Origin of the sequence: Microbacterium sp., from assembly GCF_029263575.1 — a bacterium.
Classification (GTDB): domain Bacteria; phylum Actinomycetota; class Actinomycetes; order Actinomycetales; family Microbacteriaceae; genus Microbacterium.
On the sequence record NZ_JAJUFV010000065.1, the window covers coordinates 1 to 16290 of the forward strand.

Below are 16290 nucleotides of genomic sequence, written 5' to 3' on the forward strand. Positions count from 1 at the left end.
CCGCACGGGCCGCCGATGTGCTGTCGTTCGCGCGACTGCATCTCGCTGGCGGCGTCGGCGCTGATGGCAGCCGGGTACTCAGCGAAGAGACCGTCGCCGATATGCAGGCGTTCCACGCCGAGGTGCCCGACAAGCAGGTGCTGGGAGACTCGTGGGGCCTGGGCTGGATCCGCTTCGACTGGAACGGTGCGCGGTTGTACGGCCACGACGGAAACACGATCGGTCAGGCCGCGTTCCTGCGGATTCATGAAGAGTCCGGGGTTGCCGTCACGCTGCTCACCAACGGCGGTCACACCCGTGATCTCTACGGAGACCTGTACCGAGAGATCTTTGCCGAGCTTTCGGGCGTCGACATGCAGGCGCCCGTCGTGCCGCCGGCGGAGCCGGTCGACGTCGACGTCACGCCATATCTCGGCACGTACGAGCGCGCCTCCGTGCGCATGGAGGTCTACGTCGGAGATGAATCGCCGATGCTGCGCACCACCCTTCTCGGTCCGCTCGCCGAGATGGAGCCGAACCCCGTCGACGAGTATGCGCTCACCCCGATCAGTGACGGCGTGTTCGCCCTGCGAGAGCCCGGAACGCAGTCGTGGATGACAGCGACGTTCTACACCCTTGCCACCGGCGAAGAGTATGTCCACTTCGGCGCACGAGCGACACCGAAGGTGGCGACGAGCTGATGAGCACGCCGTCTGCCCTCGACACGATTCGCCGGCTCGTCGAGTGCGAGTCTCCCTCGACCGATGCGGATGCCGTGCGACGCTCGGCGGACGTGGTCGCTGAGATCGGGAGCGAACTGCTGGGCGCAGCGCCCGAGCGCATCGACGTCGAGGGCGTCGCGCACCTGCGGTGGCGGTTCGGAACATCGACGCGTGTGCTGGTGCTGGCCCATCACGACACCGTGTGGCCGCTCGGCACGATCAACCGGCTGCCGTACGCGGTGCGCGACGGCGTGCTCACCGGCCCCGGATGCTTCGATATGAAAACCGGTCTCGCGATGGCCCTGCACGCTGTGGCGGGCCTTTCCGACCGCGACGGCGTCACGATCCTCGTGACCGGCGACGAGGAGCTCGGCTCGCCGCGCTCACGCGCTCTCATCGAAGCCACCGCGGCCGAGGCGCGCGCGGCGCTCGTCTTGGAGGCATCCGCCGACGACGGCGCGCTCAAGGTGGAGCGCAAGGGCGTCTCGCTGTACCAGGTGACGGTGTCCGGACGGGCCGCACACGCGGGGCTGGAGCCCGAGAAGGGTGTGAATGCGACGGTCGAACTGGCGCACCTCACGATGGCCGCAGCCGCGCTCAGCGACAGCACGGCCGGGACGAGCGTGACGCCGACGCTGGCGGCATCCGGCACGACGACGAACACCGTTGCGGCCCACGCGCAGCTGGCGATCGATGTCCGTGCGCGCACCGCCACCGAGCTCGACCGGGTCGACGCCGCGCTTCGTGCCTACCGGACGGTGACTCCCGGAGCGAGCATCGAGATCGCCGGGGGCATCAACCGTCCTCCGCTGGAGGCGCGGTCCTCCGCCGCACTCTTCGCGCTCGCGACCCGGCTCGCCGAACGGCTCACGCTGCCTCCCCTGAAGCAGGTCGCCGTCGGCGGTGCCAGCGACGGCAACTTCACGGCCGGACTCGGTGTCCCGACGCTCGACGGCCTGGGGGCTGTCGGGGGCGGCGCGCACGCCGAGAACGAGCACGTGCTCGTCACCGAGATCGCCCCCAGAACGCGCCTGCTGGGCGAACTGATCACCGAGATCTCACGAACGGAAGAGCCATGGCGCAGCTGACACACCACGATGCCGTCGCCGAGCGGGCGGCCACAGACGCTCAGCGCGCCGCAGTCGCAGCTGGCGTCAGCATCCGCGAGCTCACCGGCATCAATGAGCAGGCCGCGGCGATCAGCCTGCTCGCCGAGATCTGGAAGCGCTCACCCGAGAACCCGCCGGTGCCCCCCGAGCTCTTACGGGCCATGAGCAAGGCAGGCAACTACATCGGGGGCGCCTTCGCCGGTGAGACGCTGATCGGCGTCGCCATCGCGTTTCACTCCGGTCCTGAGCGTCACGCGTTGCACAGTCATATCGCCGGGGTGTCGGCGGAACACACCGGCCGTGCCGCCGGGTTCGCTCTGAAGCAGCATCAGCGCGCCTGGGCTCTGGCCCGCGGCATCGACCTGATCGAGTGGACCTTCGATCCGCTCGTCGCACGCAACGCCTACTTCAACATCGTAAAGCTCGGCGCCCATCCCGCTGAGTACCTGGCGAACTTCTACGGCGAGATCGCCGACGGCGTCAACAACGACGACGAGACCGACCGGGTGCTCATCAGCTGGCAGCTGACGAGCGACACGGCCATCGCCTGCGCGGCCGGAACACCCGTGCGGGCCGCACGTGAAGACGGCGACGAATACGTCGCGATTCCCGCCGACATCGAGCAGGTGCGGCAGGAAGACCGCGCCGCCGCCCGGCGCTGGCGCCGTGATGTGCGCACCCGGCTGACGACACTCCTCGACAGCGGAGCGCAGATCGTCGGCTTCGACCGCACCGAGGGATACCTCGTCCGACCCCGAAAGGACTCATGATGAAGCTGGAAGGCTTGGAACTCAGACGCGTCGCCATGCCGTTGGTCTCGCCGTTTCGCACGTCGTTCGGCACCCAGACGGCCAAAGACATCCTGCTGGTCAAAGCCGTCACCGCCGACGCCGAGGGGTGGGGCGAGTGCGTCACCCTGCCGACGCCGATCTACTCCCCCGAGTACACCGACGGAGCCGTCGACGTCATCCGCCGCATGATCACGCCCGAACTCGCCGGTGTCGAGCTCGCCGGGGCGCACATGATCGGCGAGCGTCTGGAGAAGTTCAAAGGTCACCGGATGGCGAAGGCCGCGGTAGAGATGGCTGTGCTCGATGCTGAGCTGCGCGCGGCCGGGCGTTCGTTCGCGCGCGAGCTCGGTGCTGTGCACGAGCGCGTCCCCTGCGGGGTGTCGGTGGGCATCATGGATGAGATTCCGCAGCTGCTGGACGCCGTCGACGAGTACCTCGACGAGGGCTATGTGCGCATCAAGCTCAAGATCGAACCGGGGTGGGACGTGGATGTTGTCCGTGCTGTGCGCGAGCGCATCGGCGACGACGTGCAGCTGCAGGTCGACGCCAACACGGCGTACACCCTGAGCGACGCGCAGCACCTCGCTCGCCTCGATGAGTTCGGCCTGCTGCTGATCGAGCAGCCGCTGGAGGAAGACGACGTGCTCGGCCACGCCGATCTCGCCCGGCAGCTGAGCACGCCCATCTGTCTCGACGAGTCGATCACGTCGGCGCAGACGACAGCGGCGGCGATTCGCCTCGGCGCGACGAGCATCGTCAACATCAAACCCGGCCGCGTGGGCGGATACCTCGAAGCGCGACGCATCCACGATGTGTCGAAGGCGAGCGGCGTCCCCGTCTGGTGCGGCGGCATGGTCGAGTCCGGTCTGGGCCGTGCGGCCAACATCGCTTTGGCTGCGCTGCCCGGTTTCACGCTCCCCGGCGACGTCTCGGCGAGCGACCGCTTCTACCGCACCGATCTGACCGAGCCGTTCGTGATGAAAGACGGCCATCTCACGGTGCCACAGGCCCCCGGCCTCGGCGTCGCTCCGATCCCGGAGATTCTGGACGAGCTGACGACGTGGACCGAGTGGGTGCCGATGTGAGGTTATGCTCGCGGATATGAGCTCGCCGTCGCGATCGAGCTGGGGCCGCGTCTACGGCGACCTCGGCGTCACCCTCCTCGAGGTCGTCCACGGCTCGATCGATGTCGACCAGCACGTGGGCGGGGTGGTCATCCACGATCCGGATGATGAACCCGGCTATCCGTCGCACGCGATCGTGCTGGCGATCGGAATGCCGGATGCCGATGCCCTGGCCGCGCTCATCGACGAGGCAGGACGGCACGGCGCCGTCGCCGTCGTCGTCCGTGCCCCCGCGACCCTGCCGGACGCCGTCGTGCAGGCGGCAGACAGCGCCGGCGTCGCGATTCTCAGCCTGACGCGGGGTGCGACCTGGACGCAGCTGGCATCGCTGCTTCGGTCGGTGCTCGCCGAAGACGACATCGGCCGGACCTCTGCCGAGTCGCTCGGGGGTGTGCCCTCGGGCGATCTGTTCGCGGTCGCGAATGCCATCTCGGCGCTCTTGGACGCTCCCGTCACGATCGAGGATCGCTCCTCCCGTGTGCTGGCGTTCTCCAGCAGACAGGAAGAGGCCGACCAACCGCGCGTCGAGACGATCATCGGCCGACAGGTGCCCGAGCGCTACTCACGCGTTCTGACCGAGCTGGGTGTCTTCCGGCGTCTCTATCAGGACGATCTGCCTGTGGTCATCGACCCGATGGACATCGGCGAGGGGGTGACCGCGCAGCGCATCGCCATCGCGGCCCGCGCCGGCGATGAGGTGCTCGGCTCGATCTGGGCCGCCATGGAAGGCCCTCTCACCGACGAGCGAACCGCCACGCTGCGTGACGCCGCCAAACTCGTCGCGCTTCACCTGCTGCGCGTACGGGCGGGAGAGGACGCCGAGCGACGGTTGCGCACCGAGCTGGTCAGCAGAGCCATCGAAGGCGGCGCCGAAGCCCGAGATGCCCTCGACCGACTGGGCCTGGGCGGCCAGCGGGTGTGCGTCGCCGCCGCGGCGCTGATAACCCAGCCGCACGGCGAAGGGCGCAGGGATCAGGATCTGATCGCCGATCGCGAGCGACTGGCTGACGCGCTCGCGTTGACTCTCTCAGCCGTGCAACGCGGCGCGGCGGTCGCTCTCGTCGGCGACACCGTCTACGGGATCCTTCCGGCAGCCGACCACGCCGCCGAAGAGCGCGCTGCGCACCTGGCTGAAGACTTCCTCCAGCGAGTCGACACGCGTCTGCCTGCGCTGATCGGAATCGGACAGCCAGCGGAATCCGTGGCGGATATCTCCCGATCGCGCGCCCAAGCACGCCGGGTGCTGCGAGTGCTGAGCGAGCGCCCCGGGTACCGCAGAGTCGGCACGCTCGCCGAGGTCGAGACGGCGTCGCTACTGCTGGAACTGCGTGATCTTCGTGCGGCGCGCGGCGATACGGTGCCGGGAGTGCTCACGCGCCTCGATGACTACGATGCGCAGAACGACGCGCACCTCATCGCGACGCTCACGGCGTGGCTCGACAGCTTCGGCGACGTCACAGCGGCAGCCGCCGCCTGTTTCGTTCACCCCAACACGTTCCGCTACCGGCTGCGGCGCGTCATGGAGGTCGGCGGCATCGACCTCCACGATTCCGAAGAGCGCTTCGCGGTCATGCTCGAGCTGCGAACCCGCCCGCTCTGAACCCGCGGCCTCGTCAGCGGCGCATGATCCGGCGGGAGATCCACGTGCCCAGCAGCTGCACGAGGTGCACAAACGCTACGATCAGCACGATCGCCGCCCACATGACCACGGGCTCGAACTGGCGGAATCCATAGATCTGCGCGAACGCACCGAGGCCTCCGCCGCCGATCATGCCCGCCATCGCCGTCATATCGATGATGGCGACGACGATGAAGGTGTAACCGAGGATCAGCGGTCCGAGCGCCTCGGGGATCACGACCGTCAGCAGAATGCGCCAGGGCCCCGCCCCCATCGACCGCGCCGCCTCGATCACACCGAGCGACACCGAGACGAGATGCTGCTCGACGATGCGCCCGATCGCGAAGGATGCCGCGATGCCGATCGCGAACGCACCCGCTGTGATGCCGATACCTGTGCCGATGACCACGCGTGTGAACGGTTGCAGCACGGCCAGGAAGATGACGAAGGGAATCGGGCGGAAGAAATTGATGACGAGGTTGACGACGCCGTAGACGGGCCGGTTGGGCAGCACGCCGCCCGAACGCGTGGCGTAGGTGGCCACGCCCAGGATCAGACCGAGAACACCGCCGAGCACGAGCGCGAACGACGTCATGTACAGCGTCTCGACAGCTGACTTCCAGAAGTCGCCCTGCAGTTCGATCAGGCGGTCCATCAGCGCGCCTGCTCTGAGATGTCGGTCACCGTGGCGTGCTCGCGGATGGTCGCCAGCGTCTGGTCGATGACGGCATCCGTCCCGCGGATCGCGAGCGTGAGGTGCCCGAACGCCCGCCCGCGGATGTCGTTGATGCCGCCGTAGATCAGCTCGAACTCGAGCGCGGCGGCGGCCAGATCGACGAAGACCTGCGCTTGCGACGAATCGCCGTCGTGGAACGAGAAGGTGACGATGCGGCCCTCGTGGCGCTCTCGGAGCACGGCGCTCTCGGCCGGTGACGGGACGCCTTTGATGACGGTGCCGACGAAACGCTGCGACGCCGGATGCTGCGGGCGCGAGAACACCTCGAAGACGTCGCCCTGCTCGATCACGCGTCCCGAGTCCATCACGGCGACCTTCGTCGCGATCGTCTGGATGACATCCATCTCGTGCGTGATGATCACGATCGTGACGCCCTGCTCTTCGTTCACACGCTTGAGCAGAGCGAGCACCTCGTGCGTCGTCTGCGGGTCCAGCGCGCTGGTGGCTTCATCGGCGAGGAGGATCGCCGGCCGGGTCGCGAGAGCCCGTGCGATGCCCACTCGCTGTTTCTGGCCGCCCGAGAGCTGCTCGGGATAGGCGCCCGCCTTGTCGCTGAGCCCGACGAACGCGAGCAGCTCGGCGACGCGTTCGTCGATGTCGCGCTTCGCCCAGCCGGCGAGCCCCAGCGGGTAGGCGATGTTCGCGCGCACCGACTTCGCTGAGAACAGGTTGAACTGCTGGAAGATCATGCCGATGCCACCGCGCACCCGGCGCAGCTCGCGCTCGCTCAGCGCGGTGACATCGGTGCCGTCCACCGTGATGGTGCCGCCCGTCGCCGGCTCGAGGGCGTTGATCAGTCGGACGAGCGTGGACTTGCCTGCGCCCGAGTAGCCGATGATGCCGAAGACATCACCCTTCTCGATGCGCAGCGACACGTCGTCGACGGCGATCACAGGGGCATCGGCCGAGCGTGCGGGCGGATAGGCCTTCGAGACGTTCTCGAGGGTCACGATGGGCATGACGGGATCCTGCTGTCAGCCGTTGGCTGCGACGTCTTCCTGCACGGTCGCGAGCGACTCGACGAGATCGTCGACGGGCGTCTGCAGGGCGACGGCCGTGTTGCCCGACGACTCCAGCAGACCTGCCTGCACCTTCTCATCGGTCTGGAAGATCTCGACGAGCTTCGCGTAGGTCTCGTTGTCGGCATCGTCGGCGCGGGCGGCGAAGACGTTCACATACGGCAGCGCGTTGGGGTCGCTCGGATCGTCCTGAGCGATGGCGTCTTCGAAGCTGAGACCGGCGTCTTCGACGAAGTCGTTGTTGATGATCGCCGCCGCGACATCGGGCAGCGACGTCGGAATCAACGCGGCTTCGAGAGCGGTGACCGTCACCTTCGAGGCGGACTCGTCGATGTCGGAGAGGTCGGAGAAGATCGTGCCGCCACTGGTGAGCTCGATCAGTCCTGCCGACTGCAGCACGAGAAGCGCACGCGCCTGGTTCGACGCGTCATCCGGCACCGCGATCGTCTCGCCTGCGGGAATGTCATCGACGTCGTCGTATTTCTGCGAGTACAGCCCGAGCGGGTAGATCGCGGTGGATCCGATCGGAGTCAGGTCTTGACCGGATGCCTCGTTGTACTGCGCGAGGTAGACGATGTGCTGGAACTGGTTCAGATCGAGTTCGCCTTCGGTCAGCGCGGGGTTGGGCTGCTCGTACGAGCCGAAGTCGATGATCTCGACGTCGATGCTCTCCTCGGCTGCGGCATCGACGAAAGCGGACCACTGCGGGTCGCCCTTGCCGACGACGCCGATCGTGACGGTCTCGTCGCCCCCGTCGCTTCCACCGGTGTCGGCGCCGGCGGTGGCGCAACCGGTCAGGGCGACGAAGAGCGGGATCGCAGCGATTGCGGCGATAACGGACGTGTGGCGACGGGACATGCTTCCTCCTGTTGGGACTCGGCTACATTACGCAGGCGCATCCCTCGGGGAAGAATCGGGTGTCACACAGCGTCACGCAGAATTCACTGCGGCGACGGCGGCGATGACGGCACCCGGTTTCTCCTGCGGAATCAGGTGTCCGGCGCCCTCGACGATCATCACTTCCGCCCGGGGGTGCGACGCGAGCGAATCCCGCGCACGCTGATTGAACTCCTCGCGGAAGCGCCGGGCCGCCGCGCCCTTCTCGACCCGCCCGCCCTGCAGCGCGATGACGGGCACGTCGGGCAGTCCGGCCCTCTCCCAGGCTTCGAGCTTCTCGCGCACGCCCAGCACCTGATCCACCTCGCGGATGCCGGTGCGCATCGCGCGCGACGAGGCGTAGTCGCGCATCATGATGTTCACGTCATCGGCGCTGAACTCCGGCGCGAAACCACGAGGCAGGAGCATGCGCATGACCGTGGCCGCGCGCCCCAACCGGACCATCAGCGACGTCAACCGGAAGGAAGCCCTGCCCAGCACGACCTGCTTCCGAGTCGCTGTCGTCGCCGCCAACGAGATGTCCACCAGGACGATGCCGGCAGCACGATCGGGATTCTCGTGCAGGAACGCCCGGATGATCGGGCCGCCCCAGCTGTGCGCCACGAGGACGACCGGGCCCGTCTCCCCCACCGCGGTCAGCACATCGGCAAGGTCTTCCGCCATGCGCTCGACCGTGCGCTCGTGCGGGTCGTCGTCGCTTCCGCCGTACCCGGATCTGTCATATGAGAGGGTTCGCGCGCTGGCGCTGACCGCGCGCTGCACGGCGAGCCACTCGGCTGCGGGAGCGCTCATGCCCGCTTCGAAGACGACGAGCGGGCCCGGCCCGTCGCCGGCGATCACAGTGCGGATACGACGACCATCCGCGAGCGGCACGATGCGTTCGATCAGACCCGAACCCGGATCGAGCGGCGCTGAGTGTGCTGTGTGTTCCATGTTCTCGCCTCTCACTCGTTCCAGACCGCGGGATGGATGCTGTGCCAGCCCTGGGCCGCTTCCACCTGCCGTGCCAACCTCAGCAGGAGTGCATCAGTGCGCGGCCTGCCCACCAGCTGCGCCGACAGGGGCAGACCATCCGCGGTGAACCCCGCGGGCAGAGCGATGGCCGGCTGGCCGGTGAAGTTCGCCCAGGGCGTGGGGCACGACCATGCCAGCATCCGATCCAGAACCGAGGCGGATCCCTCCGCGAGGAAGTGTCCGCGCGTCACCGGCGGCGCGGCCGTCACCGGCGTGACGGCGACATCGATGTGTTCGAACGCCGTGAGGAAGGCGCTCGCATACGCGGCGAGCCGCGCCTGCGCCACCATGACATCGGATGCCGAGAGCTTCTGCGCCTGCCCAAGGAGGAACTGCGTCAGCGCCGTGTAGTCCCCGTAGCGTTCGGGCGGAACCATCATGCTCGCCGACGTCGCCACGGCGCAGGTCATCCAGATGCGAAGCGCATCTGCGACCCCGTCATCCAGGCACGCCGGAATGCTGATCTCGCGCACGTCGTGCCCGGCATCGCGCAGCACCTGCGCCGTCCGTCGAACGGCGCCTGAGACGTCGGCATCCTCCTCGGTTCCCGCCAACCCCGTCTGCGTCCACATCCCGATTGTGAGGGGACGATCGAGTTCGCGCGTGATGTGCGCGGTGAGACTCTCGTCCAGCGTCCATCCGTAGAGGTCGCCCGGCCATGGCCGCGCCATCACGTCGAGCAGCATCGCCGCGTCTTCGACCGTTCTGGCCAACGGCCCCTCCGTACCCATCGCCATGAAGGTCGATGCGGGCGCGATGCTCACCAGCCCGCGGCTGGGTTTGACGCCGACGAGGTTGCACGTCGCCGCCGGGGTGCGAACGGAGCCGGCGCTGTCGCTGCCGTGCGCGAACGGTAAGAGCCCCGCGGCGACAGCCGTTGCCGCTCCGCTGGATGAACCGCTGGAATAGCGTTCCGTGTCGTAGGGAGTGACGGCGGCGTGCCCGGTCACCTCGGACTCGGTGTAACAGGTCGAACCCAGCTCAGCCGTGCTGGTCTTGCCGACGATGACCGCGCCAGCCTGGCGAAGCAGGCCAACCGTCCAGGAATCGCGCGGCGGAACGATATCGACGAGCGCTGCCGACCCGGCCGTCAGGGTGATCCCCGCTGTCGCCTGCAGATCTTTTATACCCAGCGGGAGGCCGGTGAGTGCGCCACCTTCGCCTGCCGCGAGCAGCGCATCCGCGCGATCGGCTTCTGCCAGGGCGGCCTCCGGTACAACTGTGACGAACGCCCCGAGCGGGTCCGCGAGCCGATCGATGCGGTCGAGGTAGTGTGCGGTCAACTCGCGCGCGCTCACCTCACGCGCCCGCAGGGCGCGGCGCTGCTCGGCCGCCGTGAGGTCATGAAGGGCTGTCATGACGCCACCGCCCGCGCGGTCACGAGCGTGTGCACCAGGTCGGCGAGCGCGTCGAGGTCGTCGAGCGTCATCACCTGCCGGGCGATGAGCCGCCGATGTATGAGGGGCCCTTCGAGCAGGTCGCCGATCATGGCGAGATCGGGCATCTCGGTGAGCTCGCCACGGCGTACGGCGCGCACGATGCCCTCGCGCAGGGGGCGGCCGCGCTCCAGCCCCAGGGCGAGGATGGTCCGCTCAGCCTCCGCGTCAAGATCAGCGAGCACGCCGACCATGGCCTCGACCCAGTCGGATGACCAGGTCTGCCAGAGCGCCTCGAGGTGAGCGCGGATATCGCCGTGGAGCGACCCCGTGTCGACGGCCGTCATCGGCGGCAGGTGCGCTGCCATCGCCGCAGTGACCAGTTGCGCCTTCGTGTCCCACCGCCGGTAGATATCGGTACGGTGCGCACGCGCGCGAGCGGCCACCTGTGTGAAGGACAGCGCGTTGTATCCCGACGCGATCAGCTCATCCCAGGTCGCGGCCAGCAATCGCTGTTCCAGATCGGCATCTCGCGTTCGCCCCATGGCCGCCCACTCTCGTTTCACTACACCGTGTAGCTATTTACAGTAGAGGGAGCGGTCATCTAATGCAATGACAAGATGGAGACATGGTAGCAGCTGACGAGTCGCCGCCCGCTGGCGACCACCGGCACCTCGCGTGGGTCATCGTCGGGGCGATCCTCGCCGTGGCCATCGCCGCTGCCGCGGTGTATCTCGTCTGGCCGCGCCCCGAACCGGCACCCGCCGCGACGCCCGAGCCGGTACCGGTCATCACCCCGACCCCGACACCGAGCCCGACACCGACGGGACACCCCGAGAACACCACCACGTACGATCTGACTGGCCTGCCGGAGGCGAACGTGCTCGCCGTCATCCCTGCTCTGCCGGTCGACGACGAGCCGGATGCCGCATTCGCCGGGTTCACCGCCCATGCCGTTTCTGCCGCTGCGCCGATCTGGGCAGATCCCACCGGCGATCCGGTGGCCGTTCTGCCGCACGAGTTCGTCTTCGACGGAACCACCGTCGCCGTGGTCGAACGGCAAGACCACTGGGTGCGCGTGCTGCTGGCTGGTCGTCAGGCCCAGCCGTCCTCGGGGAACCCCGCTCAGATCACCGGCTGGCTGCGCAGTTCTGACGTCGAGCTGACACCCGTCGACACGATCGTCGAGGTCGATATCTCCGATCGTACGATCGACATCGTCCGCGGAGCGCAACGGCAGCGCGTCGCGACCGATTTCGCCTGGGGAGCGGACACGACCCCCACTCCCACCGGCCGCTCATTCGTGATGATGACGCGCGTCGTCGAATCGTTCGGATACACGCGGGGCTGGCCGTTGGTGTACCTCTCGGTGCAGTCCCCGACGTTGGACGCCTTCGGCGGATCGGATGCCGCTGTCACAGCGTTCCACTATCACGACACCCGGTCGGGGCCGATATCGAACGGATGCATCCGCGTCGATGAGACCGCGATCGCAGCTCTCGCCGATGTGCCACTCGGCGCGGGCGTGATCATCCGCCCCTGATCGAGCTACGCGACCTGCTCGCCCAGTTCCAGCCACCGCGTCTCGAGGTCATCCACGGCGGCCTCGAGAGCCGAGATCTCTTTCATCTTCTGGCCCAGTCCCTCGTAGTCAGACTGGTCATGGTCGACGAGAGCGTGCTTGGCCTGATCGATCTGCGCGGTGAGCTTCTGGATCTTGCGTTCCAGCGCGGCCAGTTCTTTCTGCGCAGCGCGCAACGCCGCGCCCTCCAGGCGTGGCGTACCGGATTCGCGACCGGGCCCTGAGCCCGCACCGGTTGCCGAGCCGGTTGAGGAGGCCGGGGCACCCGGAGCGCTCTGCGCATTCGCACGCAACCGCAGATACTCATCCACTCCGCCGGGCAAGTGCCGCAGGCGCCCGCCTATGACGGCGTACTGCTGGTCGGTGACGCGCTCGAGGAAGTAGCGGTCGTGAGAGACCACCAGAAGCGTCCCCGGCCACGAATCAAGCAGATCTTCGATCGCGGCGAGCATGTCGGTGTCCATGTCGTTGGTGGGCTCGTCGAGAATCAGCACGTTGGGCTGATCGAGCAGAACGAGCAGCAGCTGCAGTCGGCGCTGCTGCCCGCCCGAGAGATCTTTGACCGGGGTCGACAGCTGGACGGAGGAGAATCCGAGGCGCTCCAGCAGCTGCCCTGGCGTCAGCGACTGTGCCTTGGACCCGCTGCCGAAGGTGTACTCGGTGCGCAGACCGGAGATGACCACGCGCACGGGATCGTTCCAGTGCGGCTGCAACTCGTCGATGCGCTGCGTCAGGGTTCGAACCTGCACGGTCGTGCCGCGCTTGACCCGGCCGCTGGTGGGCTCGATCGTTCCGGCGACGAGACCGAGCAGGGTGGATTTGCCGGCGCCATTGACACCGAGAATGCCGGTGCGCTCCCCCGGTGCGATGCGCCACTCGACATCGCGCAAGATCTCCCGACCGTCATAGCTCACCCCAGCATCGAGAAGATCCACGACGTCTTTGCCCAGGCGTGAGGTGGCCAGCGACTGCAGCGAGACCTTGTCGCGAATCTCCGGCACATCGGCGATGAGCTCATTCGCCGCGTCGATGCGGAACTTCGGCTTGCTGGTGCGCGCTGGCGCACCACGCCGGAGCCAGGCGAGCTCCTTGCGGGCGAGGTTCTGACGCTTGGCCTCGGTGGCCGCCGCCATCCGATCGCGCTCGACGCGCTGCAGGATGTACGCAGCGTAGCCGCCTTCGAAAGGCTCGACGATGCGGTCGTGCACCTCCCAGGTCTCCGTGCACACCTCGTCGAGGAGCCAGCGGTCGTGCGTGACGACGAGGAAAGCCCCGGAGTTGGCCGCCCAACGCCTCTTGAGGTGACCGGCGAGCCAGGTGATCGCCTCCACGTCGAGGTGGTTGGTGGGCTCATCGAGGGCGATGATGTCCCACTCCGTGACCAGCAGCGCCGCCAGCGACACCCGTCGACGTTGACCACCGCTGAGACCTGCGATCGGGGCATCCCAGTCCAGGTCCGACAGCAGCCCCTTGATCACATCACGCACGCGCGCATCGCCCGCCCACTCGTGTTCGGGCATATCGCCCACGACGGCTGCCGAGATCGTCAGGTCGTCGTCCAGAGTGTCCGCCTGGTCGAGCACGCCCACCCTCGTTCCGGCGCGCATTGTCACGCGTCCGGCATCCGGCTCGCGCCGACCGGCGAGCATCGCCAGAAGCGAGCTCTTTCCGTCACCGTTGCGACCGACGATGCCGATCCGGTCACCCTCCTCGATGCCGAGAGTGATCGAGTCGAAAACGACCTTGGTCGGGTATTCCAGATGGAGGCCCTCGGCCCCGAGAAGATGTGCCATGTCCCTCCCAGCGTACGCGAACGCCAAGGGCCGCCCGGAGGTCCCCGGGCGGCCCTTGGCGAGCAGAGCGTGCTTAGTTGTACGACTCGACGATCTCGAGAAGGCTCGGCACGTTGGCGTATGCCTCAGCGGCGTTGTCCTTCGTGACGATGATCGGCTCGAGCAGGTACGAGGGAACGACCTTCGCGCCGTTGTCGTACTGCTCGGTGTCGTTGACCTCGACCTCTTCGCCCTTCTGGAGCTGGCCGACCATCTTGATGGTCTGCTCCACGAGAAGCGCGGTGTCCTTGTTGATCGTGGAGTACTGCACGCCCTCCATGATCGACTTGACCGACTCGACCTCGGAGTCCTGGCCGGTCACGACCGGGATGTCCTTACCGGCCTGCTGCACCGAGGTGAGGATGGCGCGGGCGAGGGTGTCGTTCGGTGAGAGCACACCGTCGAGCATCGTGTCGCCACCGTAGGTGGAGGTGATGAGAGTGTCCATACGGTTCTGCGCGTTCTCCGCGAGCCAGCCCTCGGTAGCGGTCTGGCCGAGATCGGTCTGACCCGACTTCACGACGAGGGTGCCGTCATCGATCTTCGGCTGCAGCACGTCCATGGCGCCGCCGAAGAAGACTGCGGAGTTCGCGTCGTCCGGCGAGCCGGAGAACAGCTCGATGTTGTACGGAGCCTCGTGGCCCGCGTTGGCCTCCAGACCCTCCAGCAGAGCGTTGCCCTGCAGCTGACCGACCTTGAAGTTGTCGAAGGCGACGTAGTAGTCGACAGCCTCGGTGTTCTCGATCAGACGGTCGTAGGCGATGACGTAGGCGCCGGCATCCTTCGCCGCCTGCACCTGCGTCGCCAGCTGCTTGCCGTCCTTCGCGCCGATGATGATGACCTTCGCGCCACCGGTGACCATGGCCTGGATCTGGTTCTGCTGCTCGGCAACCGTGTTGCTGGCGGGTGCGTACTGCACGTCAGCTTCGAAGCCGGCCTCTTCCAGCCCGTCGGTGAACAGCTGACCGGCAAGCACCCAGTTCTCACTGGTCTTGTCCGGAAGCGCGACACCGATCGTCGAACCGGCTTCGAAACCTGTCGTCTCTTCGCCGGAGCCTTCGTCCGTTCCGCCGCCGCGCTCGGCGCCTGCGCAACCGGTGAGGGCAAGTGCTGTTGCGGCGACAAGCGCTGTCCCCGCGAGTGCGATTCTCTTCATGAGATCTCTTTCTGTGTGTTGGTGGTGCGATTACTTGGTTTTGATCGGTTCGGAGAAGTTCGGGGCATCCGACTTCGCCCGTCTACGCATGAGGAATCCGATGAGCGAGGGGCGACCCTGCTGCTTGTTCCAGACGTCGATGCCGACGGCGAGGAGAAGAACCAGGCCCTTGACCATCGACACGACGTCGGCCGAGAGACCGAGCAACGCCATGCCGTTGTTGAGGAACGCCATCACCAGACCACCGATGATCGAGCCGATCACCGTGCCGATTCCGCCCGAGACGGCCGCGCCGCCGATGAAGACCGCGGCGATCGCGTCAAGCTCCCACATGTTGCCATCACCCGGGCCGGAGGCCTGCGAGCGTGCCACGAAGATCATACCGGCGAGGGCTGCGAGAACAGACATGTTCATGATGACGAAGAAGTCGACCCAGCGGTCCTTCACGCCCGACAGGCGTGCGGCCTGACGGTTGCCTCCCACGGCGTAGATGTGCCGTCCGAAGATCGTGTTTCGGGTGATGAAGGTGTAGATGATCACCAGCGCGAGCAGGATCAGACCGGAGATCGGGAAGCTCGTGCCCGGTCGACCCGTTGCGAACAGCCAGCCCGCGCCCAGGATGATGACACCGAGCACCACGATCTTGGTCACGACAACCCAGACCGGGGCGCTCTCCGAGCCCATCCGCCGCTGAATGCGGCGCGTGCGCAGCTCGTAGAAGACCACCCAGGCCACTGCGATGAGCGCGAGGATCATGGTCGGCACGTTGAAGTTCATGCCCGGAATCGGGATCTCCGGCATGTAACCGGCACCGATGATGACGAATTCCTTGGGAACCGGCACGGTCGTGGACTGGCCGATAAACTGGTTCGCACCGCGGAAGAAGAGCATGCCGGCGAGCGTCACGATGAACGCTGGCACCCCGACATAGGCGACCCAGAACCCTTGCCAGGCGCCCACCAGGGCACCCACGACCAGACCCAGCACGATCGCCAGCGGCCAGGGCAGATTCCACTCGGTCATCGACTTGGCCACGATGATGCCGACGAACGCGGCCACGGAGCCGACCGACAGGTCGATGTGGCCCATGATGATCACCATCACCATTCCGATCGCGAGGATCAGAATGAACGAGTACTGGTTGATCACGTTGATCAGGTTGTTCGGTGAGAGCGTGGCCCCGTTGGGGTTGCGCATCATCGTGACGACCTGGAAGAACAGCACGATCGCCAGAAGGCTGCCGAGGATTCCGAACTGGCGTAGCGACGAGTTGCCGCTGCCTCCCAGCATCTTCTTGATGTCACTGAAGTGGAAGCCGCGCTTGGGGCTTTCCGG

The 16290-nt window shown here is 67.0% G+C and carries 15 protein-coding genes; 6 read left to right on the top strand and 9 right to left on the bottom strand.

What is annotated here, in order from left to right; genetic code table 11:
* The 5 genes from Q1J95_RS08375 to Q1J95_RS08395 form a co-directional block, all read left to right on the top strand.
* A partial coding sequence (locus Q1J95_RS08375) for a serine hydrolase (RefSeq protein WP_300267024.1) occupies positions 1-680 on the top strand: 680 nt, incomplete at its 5' end.
* The gene (locus Q1J95_RS08380) at positions 680-1789 is read left to right on the top strand and encodes a M20 family metallopeptidase (RefSeq protein ID WP_300267025.1); all 1110 of its coding nucleotides are present in this window, start codon (positions 680-682) and stop codon (positions 1787-1789) included. The genes Q1J95_RS08375 and Q1J95_RS08380, both read left to right, overlap by 1 nt.
* Positions 1777-2580, top strand: a complete 804-nt coding sequence (locus tag Q1J95_RS08385) for a GNAT family N-acetyltransferase (RefSeq protein WP_300267026.1) — start codon at positions 1777-1779, stop codon at positions 2578-2580. Before Q1J95_RS08380 ends, Q1J95_RS08385 begins: the two co-directional genes overlap by 13 nt.
* A complete protein-coding gene (menC, locus tag Q1J95_RS08390; RefSeq protein ID WP_300267038.1) occupies positions 2580-3686 on the top strand; it encodes an o-succinylbenzoate synthase in 1107 nt (368 codons plus the stop codon). The genes Q1J95_RS08385 and menC overlap by 1 nt, the downstream gene beginning before the upstream one ends.
* A gap of 16 nt (positions 3687-3702) precedes the next feature.
* The gene (locus tag Q1J95_RS08395) at positions 3703-5325 is read left to right on the top strand and encodes a helix-turn-helix domain-containing protein (protein ID WP_300267027.1); all 1623 of its coding nucleotides are present in this window, start codon (positions 3703-3705) and stop codon (positions 5323-5325) included.
* 13 nt (positions 5326-5338) lie between these two features.
* On the opposite strand, the gene Q1J95_RS08400 is transcribed toward Q1J95_RS08395, so the two are convergent.
* The 6 genes from Q1J95_RS08400 to Q1J95_RS08425 all read right to left on the bottom strand — a co-directional run bounded on the left by Q1J95_RS08400 (position 5339) and on the right by Q1J95_RS08425 (position 10930).
* Positions 5339-5998, bottom strand: a complete 660-nt coding sequence (locus Q1J95_RS08400) for a methionine ABC transporter permease (RefSeq protein ID WP_300267028.1) — start codon at positions 5996-5998, stop codon at positions 5339-5341.
* Positions 5998-7038 (bottom strand): methionine ABC transporter ATP-binding protein, encoded by a 1041-nt coding sequence (locus Q1J95_RS08405; RefSeq protein ID WP_300267029.1) that lies wholly within the window; start codon positions 7036-7038, stop codon positions 5998-6000. The genes Q1J95_RS08400 and Q1J95_RS08405 overlap by 1 nt, the downstream gene beginning before the upstream one ends.
* 15 nt (positions 7039-7053) lie before the next feature.
* Positions 7054-7956, bottom strand: coding sequence for a MetQ/NlpA family ABC transporter substrate-binding protein (locus Q1J95_RS08410; protein ID WP_300267030.1), 903 nt, complete (start codon positions 7954-7956; stop codon positions 7054-7056).
* Between the two features lie 72 nt (positions 7957-8028).
* A complete protein-coding gene (locus Q1J95_RS08415; protein ID WP_300267032.1) occupies positions 8029-8928 on the bottom strand; it encodes an alpha/beta hydrolase in 900 nt (299 codons plus the stop codon).
* Positions 8929-8939: 11 nt separating this feature from the next.
* Complete coding sequence (locus Q1J95_RS08420) at positions 8940-10367, bottom strand: amidase (RefSeq protein WP_300267033.1); 1428 nt, start codon at positions 10365-10367, stop codon at positions 8940-8942.
* Complete coding sequence (locus tag Q1J95_RS08425; RefSeq protein WP_300267034.1) at positions 10364-10930, bottom strand: TetR/AcrR family transcriptional regulator; 567 nt, start codon at positions 10928-10930, stop codon at positions 10364-10366. Before Q1J95_RS08425 ends, Q1J95_RS08420 begins: the two co-directional genes overlap by 4 nt.
* Positions 10931-11013: 83 nt before the next feature.
* On the opposite strand from Q1J95_RS08425, the gene Q1J95_RS08430 reads away from it, so the two are divergent.
* Positions 11014-11928 (top strand): L,D-transpeptidase, encoded by a 915-nt coding sequence (locus Q1J95_RS08430; RefSeq protein ID WP_300267035.1) that lies wholly within the window; start codon positions 11014-11016, stop codon positions 11926-11928.
* A 5-nt stretch (positions 11929-11933) separates the two neighbouring features.
* On the opposite strand, the gene Q1J95_RS08435 is transcribed toward Q1J95_RS08430, so the two are convergent.
* The 3 genes from Q1J95_RS08435 to mmsB all read right to left on the bottom strand — a co-directional run bounded on the left by Q1J95_RS08435 (position 11934) and on the right by mmsB (position 16245).
* A complete protein-coding gene (locus Q1J95_RS08435; protein WP_300267036.1) occupies positions 11934-13760 on the bottom strand; it encodes an ABC-F family ATP-binding cassette domain-containing protein in 1827 nt (608 codons plus the stop codon).
* A gap of 73 nt (positions 13761-13833) precedes the next feature.
* Positions 13834-14955, bottom strand: a complete 1122-nt coding sequence (locus tag Q1J95_RS08440; RefSeq protein ID WP_300267037.1) for a sugar-binding protein — start codon at positions 14953-14955, stop codon at positions 13834-13836.
* Positions 14956-14985: 30 nt separating this feature from the next.
* On the bottom strand, positions 14986-16245 hold the full coding sequence (mmsB, locus tag Q1J95_RS08445) for a multiple monosaccharide ABC transporter permease (RefSeq protein ID WP_300267039.1): 1260 nt from the start codon (positions 16243-16245) through the stop codon (positions 14986-14988).
* Positions 16246-16290 lie beyond the last annotated feature (45 nt).